Consider the following 19967-nt stretch of genomic DNA (forward strand, 5'->3'; position numbering starts at 1 on the left):
CACCCACGGAAGAAAATAAAATGGAACAATCCCTTAAAGGCAAAACTGCTCTCGTTACCGGGGCATCGCGGGGCATTGGCCGCGCCATCGCCGAACGTCTCGCAAAAGATGGTGCGACGGTCGCGCTGACCTACAACGCCAGCAAATCCGGCGCAGACGAGACGGTCGCGGCCATCGAGAAAGCTGGAGGTACTGCGTTCGCAATCCACGCGGACCTCGTTGACCCGGCGACCGTCCCGACCTTGTTCGAGAAACTCGACGCCGAGTTCACCAAGCGGAAGGGAAGCAAAGCCCTCGATATTCTGGTCAACAACGCTGGCAATATCGGCTGGATTGGCTTCAAAGACGCGACGCCGGACAGTTGGGACACGCTGATCGCCGTCTATGCCCGCGCGCCCTTCTTCATCGTTCAGGCCGCCATGGGTCGTCTCGCCGATGGCGCGCGCATCATCAACATCTCTTCCGCTGCCGCGACGAAGCCCGTGACAGCCGCGCCCATTTACTCGATGGCCAAAGCGGCCATCAACAATCTTACCCAAGCACTCGCGTCAGAGCTGGGGCCACGCGGAATTACCGCGAACGCCGTAGCGCCGGGCTACACGCGAACCGACGCGAACGCCGCCTTCCGAGAGAATTCCGAGCTCGTAAAGACGGTCGAGGCCCAAATCGCGCTGGGCCGCTTTGGCGAGCCTTCGGAAATCGCCGCCGTTGTGGCGTTCCTCGCCTCCGATGACGGCCATTGGGTGACGGGCCAGACGATTGAAGCAAGCGGCGGCTACAAGCTCTGACCGCGTCGAAAAACCGAAGGAGAAATATTATGAGCTATGCAATCGTAGGATTCGGCAAGGTAGGCCAGGCCCTCGCCCACGCCTTCGCCCGCAAGAACATCGACGTGACCGTCGCGAGCCGCCGGCCGCCCGAGGCGTTGGCGCCGCAGGCTCGAGCGATCGGACCCACGGTCGTCGCCAAGTCGCTGCGGGAAGCACTCGAGGCCGACACAATCATCCTGGCGGTCCCGTTCGGGGAGCATCGCGAGGTTGCGAAAGCCCTGCCGAGCTGGAAAGGCAAGACGGTCATCGACGCGATGAACGCGTTTCCTGTCCCTGAAGAGCTGGACGGCCTCCCGTCCTCCGCCTTCGTCGCGAAATCGTTCACCGGCGCCAAGCTCGTGAAAGGCTTCAATCACCTGATTGCGGCCACACTGGCTGCCGATCCGGTCGTCGAGGGCGGCCACCGGGTCGTCTTTCTGTCGAGCGACGACGAGGAAGCGACCGCTCCCGTGGCGGCCTTGGCCAAACAACTCGGGTTCGCACCCGTCAAGCTGGGAAAGCTCAGCGAGGGTGGCGCGCTGGTGCACGCACGCGGCCGCACTTGGGGCCAGCTCATCTTCCAGGATTTGTTCAAGAAGGAGCAGTAGTCGGTGTACGATCGTGTGATTTGGCCCGAGAAGTACGACCCCAAAACGTCGGCGATCTACGCGCTCAACGATATTGACGTGAAGGCGCCCCCTGAAGTGGTGTGGAGGCTGCTCGTCGACGCCGAGAATTGGTCGAGCTACTTCCCTCCCGAAGATCAGGTCAAGATCCTGAGCGGCGAAAGGGAGCTGGCGCGCGGGACCAAATACAGCCGGGTGACGGTCGGATTCCCGATGAGCCTGGTCGTTACCGAGTGCGAGCCCTTTCGCCGGCTCGCATGGGCGACGACTGTCGACGGCGATGAGTCCGGCTCAAGCGCGTACCATGGGTGGGTCATTACCCCCACCGACGATGGCTGCCACGTGCTGACCGAGGAAACGCAACAGGGGCCTTGGTTCCTTGAAGAACTCGGGCGCAAGCATCCCGGAGCGCTCTACCGCTATCACCAGGAATGGGTTGAACGCCTTGCGCGTGCGGCGGAAGCAACCGTCAGGATAGGCTGATCCCCGGGTTCTGAAGCTCGGGCGCCCCTTTCCCCCGCCTAGGCATCAACACATTGAGCGAAGAGACGGCCTTGCTGGCCAATATTGGAGACGAATGACGTGAACATTGATCTCAAAGGAAAGAAGGCGATCGTCACCGGGTCAACGGCCGGCATCGGCCGCGCCACCGCAGAGGGTTTGGCCCGTGCCGGCGCGTCTGTCGTCATCAGTGGCCGTGGGAATGCCCGAGTCGATGAGGCCGTACGGCAAATTCAGAAGGATTTCCCTGAAATCGAAGTCACAGGCGTTGCCGCAGACCTGGCGACCGCAGATGGTGTCGAGGCCTTCATAGCGCAGGTGCCGGACGCCGATATCCTCGTCAACAACGTCGGCACGGCATATATCCGGGACTACAACGGCATCGAGGACATCGCGAATATCCCCGATGAGGACTGGCTTGGCTTGTTCCAACTGAACGTCATGAGCGGCGTGCGCATGACGCGCCACTACCTGCCGCGCATGGTCAAGAAGAGCTGGGGGCGCGTCGTGTTCGTCAGCAGCGAGTCCGCGGTAAACATCCCCAAGGAGATGCTCGACTACGGCATGACCAAGACCGCGCAACTCGCCGTCTCGCGCGGGCTTGCCGAGGCGGTCGCCGGAACGGGCGTCACCGTCAACGCCGTCCTGCCGGGGCCTACGCGATCCGAGATCCTGGGCGACTTCATGGCGAAGCAGGCCGCGGCGAACGGAATCACGCAGGAGGAGGCCGAACAGGGCTTTCTGAAGGCAATGCGTCCGACCTCACTTATTCGACGTTTCGCGACCACCGATGAGGTGGCCAGCATGATCGTCTACACCTGCTCGGAGCAGGCTTCGGCAACAACCGGCGCGGCTCTACGCGTGGATGGTGGCGTGGTTCGTTTCGTTGCCTGATCGTCTAGGGCGTCAGCACGAGATCGCGTGTGACGTCCTTCCTTGCATGGAAGCTAAGATCGCATGTCACAGGCCACATGGTTTCGACCGCCTATGTGTGAAGCTTGGATCGTAGCTGAGCTACAATAGCACATAATTCTATGATCCCGACCGACCATTCTCTCGTTCTCGATCACCACCCCAGCGCCTGCCGTCGCGGTCGTGAAAGCGCCCTGATCCAGTCGCTGCGGATTTGTGCATGTCGCCGAGTGAGGTCTGCCCCGCGAGCAGCAGAACGGGCGAGCGGTGATGGCGCGCGACCGTCAGCGACGTCGCGGTGTTGGTCAAGCCGGGCCCTGCGTCACAGAACTGAGCCCGGCCGGCCGGAGAAACGGGCATAGCCATCGGCCATCGCCACGGCGTTCTGCTCGTGCCGCTCATGCACAAGCGTGCGGCTATGGCGTTCCGCGAACTCCACTATTAGGTCCATATTGCCATCGCCCATGAAGCCGAAGATCGGACTGTCGGTTGCGTCCGATATCGCCCGCGCGACAGCTTCGTAGACTTTCATGGGAAAATCTCCATGGAAACGTTTGAATGCCGCTTTCCGTCGAACGGCACCGTACGAGGCAGTTCCTCATCGCGGCCGCGCTCGACAAAGTAACTCGTTGGCCGGCGGGGCGTTGCAAACTCGTACCATTGATTTCAAACAGAATTTCGCCTATTCGGCCTCATGCAGGTTGATGGCCGCTTCAGTCGTTCATACCGACATCGAGATCGACGACAACGCCAAAATGATCGCTGGCCCAGACACCATCGATGGGCTTGTCGAAGGCGAGCGCGGCCGAGCGGATATGTGCATGCGCCTTGGGATGGGCATCCCATGAGCCGACCAGGATATAATCAAAGCGCTTGCGATAGCCGGGCTGACCGATGATCTGCTCAGCACCTGCTTTGCCATTGGGATTGTCTTCGCCCCAAGTGCAGCCCGGCCCTGTGCCCGCCACCTCCCAAGCGTCGTGATAGAGCATGCTACAGTCATCGAGCGACTGGCGTCCGGTCAGGAAACGCATGCTCGCGGTCTCAGGACCGGCATTGAAATCCCCCGCGATGATCGTTGGCAGGTCGCGGCGGTGGCGCGCATCGAGATCGGCGATAGCAAGGACCTGGCGCTCGCGCGCAGCTTCCGCAGCCGGCCGCCACGCTGTAGTCGCGCCGACAAACAGCATCTCTCCGACTTGCGGGATCTCCACCACCGCGGCCAGCGTGGCCCAAGGCACATCAGTGGCGCCTGCAACACGCATGTCGAGCGCCTCGACGGCACGATGCGGCCAGCGCGTGGCCAGCGCGCTGCCGCCATAGCGATCGGCAAAGGGCGGAGTGTAACGCTGCATGTCAGCTTGGTGGGTCGCGTGGTAGCCGAGGCCCGCGAGCAGACGGTCGAGCATGTTGCTTTGCGACGTCTGCATCACCTCCTGGAACGCGATGAGATCGGGTTCGAGCGTGGAGAGCGCGCGGTTGATGATCTCCGGGCGTCTTTGATCGCCCTCGCTGTTCCATACATTGAGCGTGAGAACTCTGACGCGCATCGTGAGCCTTTAAAAGCTGGATCCAGCTCTTCCTTGCCGCGCCGCTCCATCTCGCTCGGAGACAGATCGTCCTTCCATGTGAGGAGCACCCAAACATGGCCGAACGGATCGCGTACACTTGCCGAGCTCGCGCCGTAGAACATGTCGGTCGGCGCTTGAATCTCTTCGCAGCCAGCTTTTACAGCTCGTCGCACCGTGGCAGCGTTGTCATCGACAAAGAGATGTAACCCGGCAGTGCAGCGACCAACCCGTCGCGGTTCGGCATAGAGCCGGTCATCGGGATCGCCGAGCATGATGGTCGCGCCACAAAACGAAAGCTCGGCATGAATGATCCTGCCGTCGGGACCAGCTATGCGAAACAGCTCCTCAGCGCCGAACGCATCTTTGTAGAATCTCACCGCGGCGTCAGCGCCATCGATGTAGATATGCGGGACGACGGCATCTCGATAACGTTCCGGTCGCATCGCCATGAGGGATCTCCGATTGTGGTGCCACAGCGAGGCAATAACGCCCATTTGCGCAGCCGCGGCTGCCGGCCGAAGCGCGACGCATTCATGCGCGTTGCTCGCCAGGTCTCTGATGCGGTCGAAGCATGCGCTCGCCGCCTTCAATCAAGCGACGGAAACGCCGCAGGGCCGCGATGAGATCTTCAGGGGCTTCCTCCGGCGCGTATTCGCCGGAAAGGGGCAGCGATCCCGTCTCGAGCCGCTCGGCGCCTGCTTGGCGCAACCCGCGCGCATAATCGTCAAGCGTGGTGGAAGTGGGCCCTGCGTCGCCGCGGAGATAGAGGAGAGGCGTCGCTATCGGAATGCGTTCGGCGTTGTGCTCCGCATCCTTCGCCATGGAGCGATACCAGTCCAAACCTGCCTTCAGCGCCTCCGGCCGCGCGTAGCCGGAGACGTAAGCGGCACGGGCCTCTTCGCCGAGATGTTTGGGATCGGCCGCCATCACGTCATAGAAGAAGTCGAAGTACGGCCGCTCACGCCCAGCAATGAGCGTCTCGGGAAGCTTCGGCACATTGTGCAGGGCGAAGTGAAAAATGCGCGGATCGGCGAGCACTTTGGCCCAGGGATCAAGACCTGGGATCACTGTGTTCATCACCACCGCGCCTTTGACACGCGCCCCATGATCGCGCGCCGCCGCGAAGGCGATCATGCCGCCAACGTCATAGCCCGCGATGATCGTCTCTTCTGCGCCGGCTTGCTCGGCGGCGGTGAGGATAAGGTCGGCCAGCACCGTCTTCTCTGCCGAGCGCGGCGCTCCGCGCGATGCGCCCACGTCCGGGAGATCGAAGGCTAGCGCATAGTGATCGCGCCCCAGCTCTCCCAAGACGCCTTCCCAAGCAAAGCTTGTCTGCGGCCAGCCGTGCAAGAGAACAAGGCACGGCCGATTCCGCTCCCCGGATGTGCGTGCCGCGAGCGTTAACCCCTCGACCTCTATCTGCTTCAACGCTCGCATCGCCGCGCGCACCCTCTATTGAACCTTCACGATGTCCTTGTTGCGGGTGCCATCCCGTGAGTGCTGGAGATGAAGTGTTGATGGTGGCGGCGTCGCCACTGCGCGCTTGGCCATGGCGCCGACCGCGCCCTTCGCGGGCGTGATGCCGCCATCGACAAGCCAGACAGCGCCTGTAACGAAGCTGGCTTCGTCGGAGGCGAGGAAGGCATAGACATTGGCGACTTCTTCGGGTGTGCCACGGCGGCCGAACGGGACCGCCGTCACCAGCGCCTGCTCGACCTTCTCATCAACAGCGCCGGTTTCCTTGTGCGTCCAAGCCGTGTCGATGGGGCCTGGGCTCACGCAATTGGCGCGAACGCCGTACTGTGCCTGTTCGACCGCTACACCCATCATGAAGGCATGCAAGAAACCCTTGGTCCCGCCATAGGCGGCGTTGCGCGGTTGACCGTTCACCCCGCCTTCCGAACCGGCGCTGAGAATGACTCCGCGCGACTCCTTCAGGTGCGGCAGCGCGTATTTGGTCATCAGGAACGCTGAGCGCACATTACAGCGGATATGCTCATCGAACTTGTCGACCGGAAAATCGTCGGTCTCGGCGTTGACCAGAAGCACGCCCGCATTGTTGACCAGGATGTCGACCCTGCCAAACTCCTTGATCGCTGTCTCCACGCACGCACGCGCCTGCCTCTCGTCGGAAATGTCCGCTTCGAAGGCGATGGCGTCACCGCCGTCGTCGCGAATCGTTTCGACGACATCGCCAATGGGATCGTCCGGCAAGCCATTCACCACCACCTTCGCGCCCTCGCGCGCGAACTTGAGGCAGATCGCCTCGCCAATGCCCGTGCCGCCACCTGTGACGATGGCGACTTTGCCTTCGAGCTTTCCATCCATCGCTTCAATCTCCTGTCTTTAGAATCCGACACGCAGCGCAAGCCGGCCGACGACATGGCCTTCGCCAAGGCGCCGATGCGCAAGCGCGGCCTTGCCGAGCGGATAGGTGGCGGCCACCGGCACGCGAATGTGCTTGGCCATAAGAACGCGACGCAGATGGTCGAAGGCACGGGGCGAGGCCACCGCATCATAACTTTTGATACGAAGCGAAGGCCGTGGCCGCGGCGACGGCTCGATGCCATTTGGATGAACCACACGTCCGCCCGTGCGCACGAAGTCGAGGCAGCGTTCGAGCTCCTTGCCGCCCGCGAGCGCCAGCACGGCATCGATCTCCGCCGGTGCGGCGTGGCGCAGTTGCTCGGCAAATTTGTCGCTGCGTGCATCGATGACCGCATTTGCGCCGAGAGAGCGCATCAGGCGCTCAGCCGGCTTCCTGCTGGCCGTGGCGATCACGCGCACGCCACGTTGCGAGGCGAACTGCACAGCCATCGTCCCGACCGCTCCGGTGGCGCCGAAGATCAGCACGGTTTCGCCGCGCTTGAGCCGGAGCGCTTCGAGCCCCTGCAGCGCCGTCAAACCAGTGGTGGCGACGGCGCCGGCTTCCTCCAGTGACAGCGATTTGGGAACATGCCCGACATGATCGGCGTCGGCCACGGCAAACTCGGCGTAGAACCCGCCTTGCCTGTTGCCGAACTCATAAGCGTAGACCCGGTCACCCAGCTTGAAGCGTCTGACATGTGCGCCTTTGGCGACAATCGTCCCTGCGCCGTCCGTACCCGGCACCAAGGGAAAACGGGGACGCCCTGGCTTCCGCCACGATCCATCGCGGATCGAGACATCCCAGATGCCGATGCCAACCGTGTCGAGTTCGATCAAAACTTCATGCGGGCCAGGCTTCGGCACCGGAAGTCGATGTAGCGTCAGAGCGGATGGCGGGCCAAATCGATCAACAGCCACAGCCTTCATGTGGTCGCGCGCGCTCTCCTTCCACGCGGCCACGCCGGATCCTCGACGCCGGGATTTAGATTTGACGGCGGACATCTGCTGCAAATTCTCTCCAGCTTTCTAAAACCACGTCTTCTGCAACGGAGTGGCCATCGCTTGGGAAACGCGTCGCGAGTTCCGCACTTGCCATAGCTGTAATTGCAGAGTGGCAATGTCTGAGCGCCACTTGGACGCGCTACCCACTAAGGCGCTTTAGGCCTCCCGGGAGAGAATGAAATAACGGCGAGATTGTTCCGGCAGCGGGTTCCGAGCACACCCCCGGTTCTCGTCATCACTTTCGTATCCGGGAGTTTGTCGAGGTTGCGCAGTTGGATGCGGCTGCTCGCTGCAGCCCTGGAACCACCAAATAAGCGAAACCATTTAGACTGGGAGGTTTCTGCCTCGCTTGGCGGTAGCGCTCATCAGCGCGATGAACTGCGGATCCCAGTCGCTGATCGTGCCACGGAAGCGGTGGAGCAGGATCAGCGGCGGCTGGCCGCGCCGCGCGCCGTCGATCGCGTAGCGGCGTTGCGGCAAGTTGCTTGTCGACATGCTGAGCGCCGCGCTTGATTCATGACCCGACTCATTAATTAGGCGCATGGATTGTGGATGAGCACCTAGCTATCGTAACAGGTGGAGGACGTAGCCTTGGGCGCGTCATGGCTCAAGCGGCGCAGGGCAGCTCTGTTGCGTAAGCCGCCGGGCGATCACCTCGTACAGCGCCGCGAACTCCCGCCCCAGCTCCGCCAGTCCGTCGTTTCGGTATTTCTCGAACAGCACGTCCGGCCTGAACCAGCGCACGGTCACGTCCGGCCCTTCCTCCATGACCACCGCCTTCAGCGGCGCCTCGAGCAGCGCCAACGGGTCGGCGCCGAGGAGGCGCACCATGTAGCGGGGGTGGAAGAACAGTATCTGCCGCGTGCGCCCGATCGCATAGCCACCGCGCTTCAGGAGCATCTGCGGATCGATCTCGTGGATGATCCACAGGTCGTTGCCGAGGAGCTCGCCACGCACCGCTTCGATGGTTTGCTCGAACGCCAGGCGGGATCGCACGACGTGCTGAAACGGGTGCTCGGCGCCCGGACGCGCATAGGTAACGGCGAGAAGCTGCTGGTCGCTCATCGTCAGGCCACCGCGGTATTGCTGGACTGCCTGGCTGCGATGGCGTCGAGCGCCCGCGCCGAATAGACCATCGCGGCTCCCGCGTTGAGCGCGACGGCGACGCCGAGCGCTTCCGAGATCTCCTCGGGCGTCGCGCCTTGTTTCAGCGCGGCATCCGTGTGGACGACAATGCAGCCATCGCAGCGCGCGGTGACCGCGACCGCGAGCGCAACCAGCTCCCTGATCTTCGGCGAGAGCCTGTGTGTCGCCTCGCCGGCGGCGCTGAGCGTCTTGTAGCCCTTCAGCGTGTCGGGGCTGAGCCTGCCAAGCTCGCCGATGCGGGCGAGCAGTTCCCTGTGGTAGGCGGTCCAGTCGATCATCATGGGCAAGCTCCCTGAGGTTGGGCGATGCGGATGACGGCGAGATAAGCGCATTGAATCGGCAAAGAGAATTGCCGATCCGCGCATGAAGCTCATGCGTTTGCGTTTGGCCGGTCTGCGGGATCGAGATCCCGCGTCCGCTTGCGCACCTCGGCGGCGAGTATCGTCGACACGGCCTGCACGCGCGGACTGTGGCGCGCATCGCCATGGCTTCCCATCCAGACGTGCCGGCGCGGGACCGACATTTGGACCCGTTCGAGGCAGCCGGTTTCGTCACCGACCAGGCGCGGCAGGCAAGCAAGTCCCGCGCCGGCCGCGGCCGCCTGGGCCTGCACCTCGCGGCTGTCCGTGCGCAGCACGATGTCGGCCGCGTGGGCCATCTCGCCCAGCCAGGCCAGATCCGCCACCCACCCCATCTCGGTCCGCATCGCGATGATCGAATGCCCTGCGAAGCCGTCCCTCGGGTCAGGAACACCGCGGCCTTCGAGATAGGCGGGCGCGGCGTACAGTCCGAAGGCGACCCGGCCTAGCTTTCGCTGCACGACATCCTGCTGCTCGAATTCGACGAGCCGGAAAGCAATGTCGGCCTCGCGACGGGCGAGGTTCGCCTGGCGCGGCTCGCCGATCAGCTCGAGCGTGATGGCCGGATGTTGGCTCGATACGTTCGCCGCTGCTGCCGCGAGGACGCGCACACAGAACCATTCGGCGGCGGTCACGCGAACGACACCTTGCAAGCCGGCGTCGCGGCCGGCCACCGTTCGCTCGATCGCCAGCGCCTCCGTCTCGACGCGCTCCAGCCGGTCGAGGATGGACAAGCCGGCCTCGGTCAAGACGAGCGACCCGCCCTCCCGGCGAAACAGTCTCGCCCCGATCCGTTTCTGAAACGAGGCGATGCGCCGCCCCACGGTCGGCTGTGTCGTCTCCAATTGCCGCGCCGCGGCTGAAAGCGAGCCGCCGCGGGCAACAGCCAGCACGAATTTCAGGTCATCCCATTCCAACGATCCGCCCCTGCTCTGTTCTCCGCGCGCCGGCCTTTCATGCCGAGAACATGGCATCGGGCTTTCCCGCCGCCACTCAGATTGAATTTCGGAAGCTTAAAATCGTCCGCCCCGACTTCGTTTACACGGCCTGGCTATTTTCGATCCTGACGCCGAGTGCCTCCGCCTGTACTGGTCCCCAATCGAACGTGGCCTGAATTATTCCCACTCGATCGTGCCGGGCGGTTTCGACGTCACGTCATACACCACCCGGTTGATACCCTTGACCTCGTTGATGATGCGGGTGGCGGCCGCACCCAGGAAGTTCATGTCGTAGTGGTAGAAGTCGGCCGTCATCCCGTCGACGGAGGTCACGGCACGCAGGGCGCAGACGAATTCATAGGTGCGGCCGTCACCCATGACGCCCACCGTCTGCACCGGGAGCAGCACCGCGAAGGCCTGCCAGATGGCGTCGTAGAGACCGGCCTTGCGGATCTCGTCGAGATAGATGGCGTCGGCCTCGCGCAGGATCTCCAGCTTCTCGCGCGTGATGCCGCCCGGGCAACGGATGGCAAGGCCGGGACCGGGGAACGGATGACGGCCGATGAAGCTTTCGGGCAGGCCGAGCTCCTTGCCAAGCGCCCTCACCTCGTCCTTGAACAGTTCGCGCAGCGGCTCGACCAGCTTCATGTTCATGCGCTCGGGCAGGCCGCCGACATTGTGGTGCGACTTGATCGTCACCGACGGGCCGCCGGAGAAGGAGACGCTTTCGATGACATCGGGATAGAGCGTGCCCTGAGCCAGAAAATCGGCGCCGCCGAGCTTCTTCGCCTCGTCCTCGAACACTTCGATGAACAGGCGGCCGATGGTCTTGCGCTTCTTTTCGGGATCGGCCTCGCCTTCCAGCGCCGAGATGAAGCGGTCGGAGGCATCGACCAGGATCAGCGGCAGGTTGTAGTGCTGGCGGAACATCTCCACCACGCCCTGGGCCTCGTCCTTGCGCATCAGGCCGTGGTCGACGAGAATGCAGGTCAGCTGGTCGCCGACCGCTTCGTGGATCAGAAGCGCGGCGACCGAGGAATCGACGCCGCCCGAGAGCGCGCAGATGACCTTGCCCTTGCCGACCTGCTTGCGGATCGTCTCGACCGCGTGCTCGCGATAGGCGCGCATCGTCCAGTCGCCCTCGATGCCGGCGATGTTGTGGACGAAGTTCCGGAGCAGCCTGGCGCCGTCCGGCGTGTGCACCACTTCCGGGTGGAACATGATGCCGTACATCTTGCGCTCGATATCGCCGAAAATGGCGAAGGGCGAGCTTTCCGACTTGCCGAGCACCTTGAAGCCCGGCGGCAATTCGATGACGCGGTCGCCATGGCTCATCCACACCTGGTGGCGCTGGCCGGGGGCCCACAGGCCTTCGAACAGCGGGCTCTCCTTCTCGATCTCGACGAAGGCGCGGCCGAACTCGCGGTGGTTGGAGCTTTCGGCGACGCCGCCCATCTGCACGCAGAGCGCCATCTGGCCATAGCAGATGCCGAGCACCGGCACGCCGGCGTCGAAGACGATCTGCGGCGCGCGCGGGCTGCCGATGTCGGTGGTCGAGGCTGGACCGCCAGACAGGATAACGGCTTTGGGCTTGATGCGCTTGAAGGCCGCTTCGGCCGATTGGAACGGCACGATCTCGGAAAAGACGCCGGCCTCGCGAATGCGGCGGGCGATGAGCTGCGTGAACTGGCTGCCGAAATCGATGATCAGGACAGTGTCGGGCAGGACGGTGTCGGGATGATTGGTTGTCGTCATGGCGAGCCTTTAGAGAAAGAAACGAGTCGGCGCAATGGGTTGCGCGCGGTCGCGCCGCTCACTTCGATCCTGGTGCTTCTCCCGATGCATCGGCCTGCCCGGCGTCAAGTGAGCGCAAGGCGTCCATCAGCGCCGCGAACCGCTGCTCGCCGATGCGATCGATATAGCCGCGTTCGATCTGAAGCTTGATGCGATCGCCATCGCGCAAGGCATCCAGGCCTTTGCGCGTATAGCGCACGAGCTTGCCGCGCCCGTCCCGCGGATCGGGCAATCGCTCCAGCACGCCTTCCGCCTCCAGCCCGTCGAGCAATTGCTGAACCGCTTGCTTGGAGGTGGCCGCGCGCTCGATCAATGCCGACTGGCGCGTGCCGTTGCGCGGGATGTGTCCAAGCAGCCCGGCGCGCGCCTCGCTGAACCAGACGTGGCCAGCGGCCCGCATGGCAGCGGCGAATTCCGCCTGCCAGGCACGGCTCGCCTGCCACAGCCGCCAACCGACGTGATCGGGCAGCGCGTCGTTTTTTTCGTCAAGCTCCTTGACCATTTAACCCGAACTCCATATGGTCAAGATACTTGACGATATTCATGCCGTCGAGGCCATTCGAGAAACGCAAACCCGCGGACAGGAACAATGACGATACTGAACAGGGACACGCTGGCCATTATCATGGCCGGAACCACGCATGTCATCGACATGGGCGGCAAGAACGCCTTCGTCCACTATGAAACCGACGATCGGGCGCACATGCTCCTGCCGGATGGCACGCGCTTCCACGGGACCTGGATGCTGCTGGACGACGGCTACAAGGTCGAATGGAAAAACGGCCCCACCGGCGCGTGGAAACTCGATCATACAGCGGGGGCAATCGACTATATCGATGCGACAGGCGCCTCTCGTGGACGCATTTCACGCATCGATTTCGGCGATCCGCAACGCCTTGCCGCTTGATCCGAAGAGCAGTTATCCCTCAAGCAGGCCGCCGCCTATCGCCTGCTCCAGCAAGCCGACGGCCGCGGCGAGCTTTTCGTCGATGACGTGCAGATATTCCGTCCAGTCGTTGACGTGCCTGAGATCGGCCGCGCCATCGGAAATGCCGCGGAGCCCAATCAGCGGCAAACCGAACAGCTGGCAGGCACGCAGGCAGGCAAAGGTCTCCATGTCGACCATGTCGGCATCGATGGCGTCGTAAGCGGCGCCGGAGACGATCGCGCCGCCGGTCGAGAGCGTGGCGGTCTTGATGCCTGGAATGACGAAGGGCAGCGGCACCGACACCGGCAGGTCGAGGAAAGGCGTCGCGCCCTTCTCGAAGCCGAGCGGCGAAGCGTCCATGTCGCGATAGCTCACCGACACGACCTGGTAGATCTCGGCCTGTTCCAGCCTGCGGCTGCCGGCCGAACCCAGCGAGACGACCAGGTCCGGAAGCGCTCGTTCAGCCTTCAACGCCGCGAGCTCGGCGCCCAGCCTGACCCCCGCCTCGACCGGCCCGACGCCGGTCATCAGCGGCGTGAACAGGTTTTTCAGGTGCGGGCCGTATTCGGCCTCAGCCGCCATGACGAAGAGAACGGATTTTTGCGACAGGCGTAACACTTCGACAGTCATGAAGCTTTACCCCTATTTGCTACGACGAAACGAAAGGGGCAACGTGCCCTCGCCGCTTGCGGCCCTTCGCTATGGCGCCGGGCGTTCGTCGCTCGAAAAGCCCATTTGGGGGCTTTTCGTTCGCTGCGCGGACCGTTCCTCACCCTTCAATCCCGTCGCGGCCGACCACCGTCATCATGGTGCCGGTCATGGTGGCGATCAGCTTGGCCTCGCCATCCGCGGCGAAGGCGTAGGCCTGGCCGTCGGCGACGATGATGGTGCGGCCGGGCTTCGTCACGGAGCCGCGGAACAGGAACCGCTCGCCCCTGCCCGGCGCCAGCAGGTTCACCTTGAATTCGATGGTCAGCACGCCGGAATTCTCCGGCATCAGCGAAAACGCCGCGTAACCGCAGGCCGAATCCAACGCGGTGGAGATGACGCCGGCATGCAGGAAGCCGTGCTGCTGGGTGAGCGAGGCGGAATAAGGCATCTCGATCTCGATGATGCCGGGCGTCACCAGCGTCAGCTCGGCGCCGATCGTCGCCATTGCCTCCTGCCGGGCAAAGGACGCCCTGACACGTTCCTCGAAATCCGGAGCGGGTACGATCTTGGCTGCTGCCATGGCGCTTTGCCTCACATTGCTGGCGAAGTTTATTGCAGAGCCAGGCAAGACAGGCAATCTTTTATGCTGCAGCGCAGCAAAAGCCGGATGTCTTCAAGAAGCAGTCCTGCGCAAGGCGTGGAGATAGAACCCATCGGTACCGCTCAACGCCGGGGACAGCGAGATGCCACCGCCTTCGCCGATACGCGCGGCCCCTTCATGGCCTGGGAAGCGGCTGTCCCAGAGCTGGCGGTGATCGACCGGCATGAAACCTTCATGGCGCTCGCGGAATGCCGCGACCTGCTCGCCGTTCTCGGCATCGAATACCGAACAGGTGATGTAGACCAGCAAGCCGCCCGGCTTGACGAAGGCCTGCGCCGTGTCGAGGATCGCCTGCTGCTCTCCCTTGCGGGCATCGAGTTGCCTTTCCGTCAATCGCCATTTGGCGTCGGGCCGTCGCCGCCAGGTGCCGCTGCCGGTGCAGGGCGCGTCGATCAGCACGATGTCCATATGGTTGGTGAGCGGCGCAAGCTCCGCAGGCTTGCTGACGACCTGGACGTTGCGATTGTGCGAGCGGCGGATGCGCTCGAAGATCGGCGCCAGCCGCACCTTTTCCGCGTCATGGGCAAAGAGCTGGCCGCGATTGTCCATCTCGGCCGACAGCGCCAGCGTCTTGCCGCCGGCGCCGGCGCAATAATCGAGCACCTGCATGCCGGGCTCGGCACCGGCAAGTGCTGCGGCAAGCTGCGAGCCCTCGTCCTGCACTTCGAACCAGCCTTTCTGGAAGGCCGGTTCGGCCTGCACGTTGGGGTGCCGGCCGTCGCCGTCGATCGGCGGGATTCGGATGCCGTGCGGGGCGATCACCGCCGGCGCGGCACCCGTGCCTTGGAGCTCGGCCAGCACCTTGGCGCGATCGGCCTGGAGCGTGTTGACCCTGAGATCTAGCGGCGGGCGCTGCGCCAGGGCGGCGCCTTCCTCGACCCAGGCCTCGCCATAGGCTTGTTCCAGCAGCGGCGCGCACCAGTCCGGGATATCGGCGCGCACCACGTCGGGCGCGTCGGCCAGCCTGCGGCCGGCGGCTGCCTTCAGCTCGCCGGCGTCGAGCAGCGGCGGCGCGAATTTGTCGCCGTCCAGCGCGTCGTTGAGCGACTGCGCCGTCTGGCCCCATTCCAACAGAAGCGCGCCGAAGCCGATGGCGCGCGGCGTGTCCTCGCCGAACAGCCAGCCGGCCGAGCGTTTGCGGCGCAGCGCGTCATAGACGATGTTGCCGATCGCCGCGCGATCGCCGCCACCGGCGAAGCGATGCGACAGGCCCCAGTCGCGCAGCGCATCGGCCACCGGCCGGTGACGCCGGCCGATGTCTTCCAGAACCTCTATCGCCGCCGCCAGCCTTCCGCCCAGTCGCATCCCGTTTTCCGTCTACACCACAAAATCGGCTCCATCCCGCTCTTAAAGCGTTTCAGGCCTGGATTGAAAGGGTTCTGTTCACGTTGGCTGCGAAACCACGTTTCAAAACGGGGCGATTTCGCCGAACGGTTTTTCAGAACGGGGACGGCGCCAGAAAACAAGAACAATTGGCCAGAATATGAAAGGTCTCTAATGTCTTTGACTGGCGGGCACAAGCAAGCTTTTTGGCTTAACCTCTCAGCTTTCCAAGTGTTGCCCGCAGGAATACTCTTCCGGCGGTGATTCGCGGCGCGGGAAACGCGGTTTGGCGGATCCTATGAGGAGAGGGCAATGAAGACTTATCTGGCAGAAGTTCTCGGCACGTTTTTGTTGGTGTTCATCGGCACGGCCTCCGTGGTCACGGGCGGTTTCGGCGGCGCGCTGCCGCTCGGACAGGAAGGCATCGGCCTGGCGTTCGGCATCGGCCTGATCGCCGCGGCCTATGCGATCGGCCCGATCTCGGGCGCGCATCTCAATCCGGCGGTAACGCTCGGCGTGTTCCTGGCGGGGCGAATGCCGGCCAAGGATGTCGTCCCCTACTGGATCGCGCAGATCATTGGCGCCATCATCGCCTCGCTGGCGCTGTGGATCATCGTTTCCGGCCAGGCCGGCGGCCACACCGGCGGCTTCGGCGCCAATGGCTGGGACGAGGCCAAATGGGGGATGAGCTCGGCCTTCCTGTGGGAACTGATCGGCACCTTCACCTTCGTCACCGTGATCCTCGGCGTCACCAACGCCAAGCACACCACCGCCTTTGCCGGCCTGGTCATCGGCCTGACGCTGGCGGGGATCCACTTCGCCATGATCCCGGTGACCGGCACCTCGGTCAACCCGGCGCGCTCGATCGGCCCGGCGCTGTTTTCGGGAAGTGCCGCGCTCAGCCAGCTATGGCTGTTCATCGTCGCGCCGCTGGTCGGCGGCGCGATCGCCGGCGTCGTCGCCAAGGCCGGCATCTTCGAAAAAGACTGACAGCTCTGGATAAATGCAAAAAAGGCGCGGGCATGACCCGCGCCTTTTTCGTTGGGAGGATACGATCTTACTTCGTGGCGATGTCGAAGCGGTCGGCGTTCATCACCTTGGTCCACGCCTTGACGAAATCCTTGACGAACTTCGCCTTGGCATCGCCCGAGCCATAGACCTCGGAGAGCGCGCGCAGTTGCGCGTGCGAGCCGAAGATCAGGTCGGCACGGGTGCCGGTCCACTTGACCTCTTTGGTCTTGCGGTCTCGCGCTTCGTAGACCTCGTCCGAGCCCGGCTCTGAGCCGGCCGCCGGATCCCAGACGGTCGCCATCGAGAGCAGGTTGACGAAGAAGTCGTTGGTGAGCTGGCCCGGCCTGTCGGTGAAAACACCATGCTTGGAGCCGCCGGCATTTGCGCCGAGCACCCGCAAGCCGCCGACCAGCACCGTCATTTCCGGCGCTGTCAGCGTCAACAGCTGGGCGCGGTCGACCAGCATCGCTTCGACCGACATCGGCAACCTGCCTCTGCTGTAGTTGCGGAAGCCGTCGACTTTCGGCTCCAGCGCGGCGAAGGAGGCGACATCCGTCTGCTCCTGCGAAGCGTCCATGCGGCCCGGCGTGAAGGGCACCTTCACGTCATTGCCTCCGTCCTTCGCCGCCTTCTCGACCGCGGCGACGCCGCCAAGGACGATGAGATCGGCGAGCGAGACCTTCTTGCCGCCGGCCTGCGCGGCGTTGAACTCCTTCTGGATGGCTTCCAGCTTGGCCAGCACCTTGGCGAGCTGGGCCGGCTGGTTGACCTCCCAATCCTTCTGGGGCTCAAGCCGGATGCGGCCGCCATTGGCGCCGCCGCGCTTGTCCGAGCCGCGGAAGGTCGAGGCCGAAGCCCAGGCGGTCGAGACCAGCTCGGAGACCGAGAGGCCGGAAGCCAGGATCTTGGCCTTGAGCGAAGCGATGTCGGCCTCGCTGACCAGCTCATGGTCGATCGCCGGGATCGGGTCCTGCCAGATCAGCTCTTCCTTCGGCACGAGCGGGCCGAGATAGCGCACCACCGGGCCCATGTCGCGGTGGGTAAGCTTGAACCAGGCGCGGGCGAAGGCGTCGGCAAACTGGTCCGGATGCTGGTGGAAGCGGCGCGAGATCTTCTCGTAGGCCGGGTCGAAACGCAGCGCGAGGTCGGTGGTGAGCATAGCCGGCGCGTGGCGCTTCGAAGCGTTGTGCGCGTCCGGGACGGTGCCGGCACCGGCGCCGGCCTTCGGCGTCCATTGATGGGCGCCTGCCGGGCTCTTCGTCAGCTCCCATTCGTAATTGAACAGGTTGTCGAAGAAATTGTTGCTCCATTTGGTCGGCGTCGTCGTCCAGGTGACCTCGAGGCCCGAGGTGATGGCGTCGCCGGCAATGCCGGAGGCATGTTTGCTCGACCAGCCGAGGCCCTGCGCCTCAATGCCCGCGCCTTCGGGCTCGGCGCCCACCAGCGAGGCGTCACCGGCGCCATGGGTCTTGCCGAAGGTATGGCCACCGGCGATCAGCGCCACGGTCTCCTCGTCGTTCATCGCCATGCGGCCGAACGTCTCGCGGATGTCGCGCGCGGCGGCGATCGGATCCGGCTTGCCGTTCGGGCCTTCCGGGTTGACGTAGATGAGGCCCATCTGCACTGCGCCGAGATGGCCGCTCAGCTCGCGATCGCCCGAATAACGCTCGTCGCCGAGCCACTTGGTCTCGGAGCCCCAGTCCACGTCCTGCTCCGGCTCCCACACATCGGCGCGGCCGCCGGCGAAGCCGAAGGTCTTGAAGCCCATCGATTCCAGCGCGACGTTGCCGGTGAGGATCAGAAGATCGGCCCAGGAGATCTTGCGGCCGTATTTCTGCTTGACCGGCCAAAGCAGCCGGCGCGCCTTGTCGAGATTGGCGTTGTCCGGCCAGCTGTTCAGCGGCGCGAAGCGCTGCTGACCGGCACCGGCGCCGCCGCGGCCGTCGCCGATGCGATAGGTGCCGGCGCTGTGCCAGGCCATGCGGATGAAGAGCGGCCCATAATGGCCGAAGTCGGCCGGCCACCAATCCTGCGAATCCGTCATGACCTTGTGCAGGTCCTTGACCACCGCATCGAGGTCGAGGCTTGCGAACTCCTTGGCATAGTCGAAATCCTCGCCCATCGGGTCCGAGAGATTCGACTGCTGGTGAAGAACGGCAAGGTCGAGCTGGTTCGGCCACCAGTCACGGTTGGTCCGGCCGGCGGATCCATGCGCCACGGGGCATTTGCCAGCGCTGTTGTCGTCGGTTTTCGCGTCCATCTTAGTCTCCCGATTCTGCCGAGGTTTGCCGTGGTTGAATTTTGCCGAGGTTGATTTTTCCCGAAATTTCGGGGGCAGCCACTGGCCGCGCCAACCTGGAATGATTCCAGACTAGGCCGGCCGGCCGATAAAGACAAATTGCCTTTCCTGTTTTGTTTGATAGGATTTCCTTATGATCGGCCTCACCGTTCGGCAGATGCAGTATTTCGACGCGCTGGCGCAGACGCTGCATTTCGGCCGCGCGGCGAAGCTTGCCGGCGTCAGCCAGCCGGCCCTTTCCACGCAGATCGCCGAGATGGAAGAGCGGCTGAACTGCCTGTTGTTCGAGCGCGGCGGCAAGACAGTGCGCATGACCGACGAGGCGCTTGCCCTGCAGCCGCGTATCGAGCGCATTCTGGCCGACATACGTGACGTCGAGACGACTGCCCGACGCGGCCGCCCGGCGATGGAAGGGCGCTTCCGGCTGGGCATCATCCCGACGGTCGCGCCCTACCTCCTGCCGCATGTTCTGCCGGAGCTGAAAAAGCACTACCCTTCCCTCCAGCTCGAACTGCGCGAGGCGGTGACCGCATCGCTGGTCGAGGATGCGACGTCCGGCCGGCTCGACGCCTTCATCGCGGCCTTGCCGCTCGATCAGCCGGCGATCGTCACCGAAGGGCTTTTTCCCGACCGCTTCTTCCTCGCCGTTCCCGCCGGCGATCCGGCCTTCGCCTCGCCGCCGGTGCCGCCCGAGAGCCCGGCGCTGGAGCGGCTGATGCTTCTGGAGGAAGGCCACTGCCTGCGCGAGCAGGCGCTGGCCGTCTGCGGCAATGTGCGGCCGGTGGCGATGGCAAGCTACGGCGCGACCAGCCTGACGACGCTGTTGCAGATGGTGGCGCATGGGCTCGGCGTCACGCTGGTGCCGGAAATGGCGGCAAGTGCTGCCGGCGTCATGCCGGATCTGAGGATCGTGCCGTTCCAGGAACCGATGCCGCAGCGCATGATCTGCATGGCCTGGCGGAAGAACAAGGTAAGGCAGGACGAGTGCGTGGAGTTGGCGCGGATCATACGTGGGCTGGACCGGGCGGTGCTGGGGGTGTGAGCGCCTTTCCAGGCGCCTCTATACCTG

The 19967-nt window shown here is 64.0% G+C and carries 21 protein-coding genes and 2 pseudogenes; 7 read left to right on the top strand and 16 right to left on the bottom strand.

All coding sequences use genetic code 11. The annotated features are described in order from the left end of the window. Positions 1-20: 20 nt before the first annotated feature. The 4 genes from FJ956_RS17765 to FJ956_RS17780 all read left to right on the top strand — a co-directional run bounded on the left by FJ956_RS17765 (position 21) and on the right by FJ956_RS17780 (position 2830). Positions 21-788, top strand: a complete 768-nt coding sequence (locus FJ956_RS17765) for an SDR family oxidoreductase (protein WP_140679197.1) — start codon at positions 21-23, stop codon at positions 786-788. 26 nt (positions 789-814) lie between these two features. Further along, on the top strand, positions 815-1417 hold the full coding sequence (locus FJ956_RS17770) for an NADPH-dependent F420 reductase (protein ID WP_281405621.1): 603 nt from the start codon (positions 815-817) through the stop codon (positions 1415-1417). Between the two features lie 3 nt (positions 1418-1420). After that, positions 1421-1918, top strand: a complete 498-nt coding sequence (locus FJ956_RS17775; RefSeq protein WP_140679201.1) for an SRPBCC domain-containing protein — start codon at positions 1421-1423, stop codon at positions 1916-1918. A 99-nt stretch (positions 1919-2017) separates the two neighbouring features. Continuing rightward, complete coding sequence (locus FJ956_RS17780) at positions 2018-2830, top strand: SDR family oxidoreductase (protein ID WP_140679203.1); 813 nt, start codon at positions 2018-2020, stop codon at positions 2828-2830. A gap of 172 nt (positions 2831-3002) precedes the next feature. Here FJ956_RS17780 and FJ956_RS31115 read toward each other — a convergent pair. The 12 genes and pseudogenes from FJ956_RS31115 to FJ956_RS17840 form a co-directional block, all read right to left on the bottom strand. Continuing rightward, positions 3003-3380, bottom strand: a pseudogene (locus FJ956_RS31115) (thiamine pyrophosphate-binding protein). Between the two features lie 181 nt (positions 3381-3561). Then, entirely contained in the window at positions 3562-4398 is an 837-nt protein-coding gene (locus FJ956_RS17795) for an endonuclease/exonuclease/phosphatase family protein (RefSeq protein WP_140679210.1), read from the bottom strand. A gap of 98 nt (positions 4399-4496) precedes the next feature. Beyond that, positions 4497-4913: pseudogene (locus tag FJ956_RS30870) on the bottom strand (VOC family protein); the annotation flags it as partial. 37 nt (positions 4914-4950) lie between these two features. Next, positions 4951-5847: an alpha/beta hydrolase gene (locus FJ956_RS17805; RefSeq protein ID WP_246672110.1), complete on the bottom strand. Its 897-nt coding sequence runs from the start codon at positions 5845-5847 to the stop codon at positions 4951-4953. Between the two features lie 24 nt (positions 5848-5871). After that, a complete protein-coding gene (locus tag FJ956_RS17810) occupies positions 5872-6747 on the bottom strand; it encodes a glucose 1-dehydrogenase (protein ID WP_140679216.1) in 876 nt (291 codons plus the stop codon). Positions 6748-6765: 18 nt separating this feature from the next. Then, entirely contained in the window at positions 6766-7788 is a 1023-nt protein-coding gene (locus FJ956_RS17815) for an NADP-dependent oxidoreductase (protein WP_140781978.1), read from the bottom strand. Between the two features lie 324 nt (positions 7789-8112). Next, positions 8113-8283 carry a hypothetical protein gene (locus FJ956_RS30530; protein WP_181170247.1) on the bottom strand — a complete coding sequence of 57 codons (171 nt, stop codon included), beginning with the start codon at positions 8281-8283 and terminating at the stop codon, positions 8113-8115. Between the two features lie 105 nt (positions 8284-8388). Further along, positions 8389-8853, bottom strand: a complete 465-nt coding sequence (locus FJ956_RS17820) for a DUF302 domain-containing protein (protein ID WP_140679221.1) — start codon at positions 8851-8853, stop codon at positions 8389-8391. A gap of 2 nt (positions 8854-8855) precedes the next feature. Continuing rightward, the gene (locus FJ956_RS17825) at positions 8856-9212 is read right to left on the bottom strand and encodes a carboxymuconolactone decarboxylase family protein (protein WP_140679346.1); all 357 of its coding nucleotides are present in this window, start codon (positions 9210-9212) and stop codon (positions 8856-8858) included. A 92-nt stretch (positions 9213-9304) separates the two neighbouring features. After that, positions 9305-10210, bottom strand: coding sequence for a LysR family transcriptional regulator (locus FJ956_RS17830; protein WP_181170248.1), 906 nt, complete (start codon positions 10208-10210; stop codon positions 9305-9307). Positions 10211-10408: 198 nt separating this feature from the next. Next, on the bottom strand, positions 10409-11986 hold the full coding sequence (guaA, locus tag FJ956_RS17835) for a glutamine-hydrolyzing GMP synthase (RefSeq protein ID WP_140679225.1): 1578 nt from the start codon (positions 11984-11986) through the stop codon (positions 10409-10411). A gap of 58 nt (positions 11987-12044) precedes the next feature. Beyond that, entirely contained in the window at positions 12045-12527 is a 483-nt protein-coding gene (locus FJ956_RS17840; RefSeq protein ID WP_140679227.1) for a MarR family winged helix-turn-helix transcriptional regulator, read from the bottom strand. A gap of 87 nt (positions 12528-12614) precedes the next feature. Here FJ956_RS17840 and FJ956_RS17845 point away from each other — a divergent pair, with 87 nt between their 5' ends. Continuing rightward, positions 12615-12932 (top strand): hypothetical protein, encoded by a 318-nt coding sequence (locus FJ956_RS17845; protein ID WP_140679228.1) that lies wholly within the window; start codon positions 12615-12617, stop codon positions 12930-12932. A 12-nt stretch (positions 12933-12944) separates the two neighbouring features. On the opposite strand, the gene FJ956_RS17850 is transcribed toward FJ956_RS17845, so the two are convergent. The 3 genes from FJ956_RS17850 to FJ956_RS17860 form a co-directional block, all read right to left on the bottom strand. Beyond that, positions 12945-13583 carry a 5'-methylthioadenosine/S-adenosylhomocysteine nucleosidase gene (locus FJ956_RS17850; RefSeq protein ID WP_140679229.1) on the bottom strand — a complete coding sequence of 213 codons (639 nt, stop codon included), beginning with the start codon at positions 13581-13583 and terminating at the stop codon, positions 12945-12947. Positions 13584-13722: 139 nt separating this feature from the next. Beyond that, positions 13723-14184, bottom strand: a complete 462-nt coding sequence (locus tag FJ956_RS17855; protein WP_140635058.1) for a PaaI family thioesterase — start codon at positions 14182-14184, stop codon at positions 13723-13725. A 93-nt stretch (positions 14185-14277) separates the two neighbouring features. Beyond that, positions 14278-15570 (bottom strand): RsmB/NOP family class I SAM-dependent RNA methyltransferase, encoded by a 1293-nt coding sequence (locus FJ956_RS17860; RefSeq protein ID WP_140679230.1) that lies wholly within the window; start codon positions 15568-15570, stop codon positions 14278-14280. 330 nt (positions 15571-15900) lie between these two features. Here FJ956_RS17860 and FJ956_RS17865 point away from each other — a divergent pair, with 330 nt between their 5' ends. After that, positions 15901-16578 (top strand): MIP family channel protein, encoded by a 678-nt coding sequence (locus tag FJ956_RS17865; protein ID WP_140679231.1) that lies wholly within the window; start codon positions 15901-15903, stop codon positions 16576-16578. A gap of 67 nt (positions 16579-16645) precedes the next feature. Here FJ956_RS17865 and katG read toward each other — a convergent pair whose 3' ends face one another. Then, positions 16646-18859: a catalase/peroxidase HPI gene (gene katG / locus FJ956_RS17870; protein WP_140679232.1), complete on the bottom strand. Its 2214-nt coding sequence runs from the start codon at positions 18857-18859 to the stop codon at positions 16646-16648. Between the two features lie 172 nt (positions 18860-19031). Between katG and FJ956_RS17875 the strand changes: the two genes are divergently transcribed. Then, on the top strand, positions 19032-19940 hold the full coding sequence (locus FJ956_RS17875; RefSeq protein ID WP_140679233.1) for a hydrogen peroxide-inducible genes activator: 909 nt from the start codon (positions 19032-19034) through the stop codon (positions 19938-19940). The last annotated feature ends 27 nt before the right edge of the window (positions 19941-19967 follow it).

The organism is Mesorhizobium sp. B2-4-3, assembly GCF_006442815.1.
GTDB lineage: Bacteria > Pseudomonadota > Alphaproteobacteria > Rhizobiales > Rhizobiaceae > Mesorhizobium.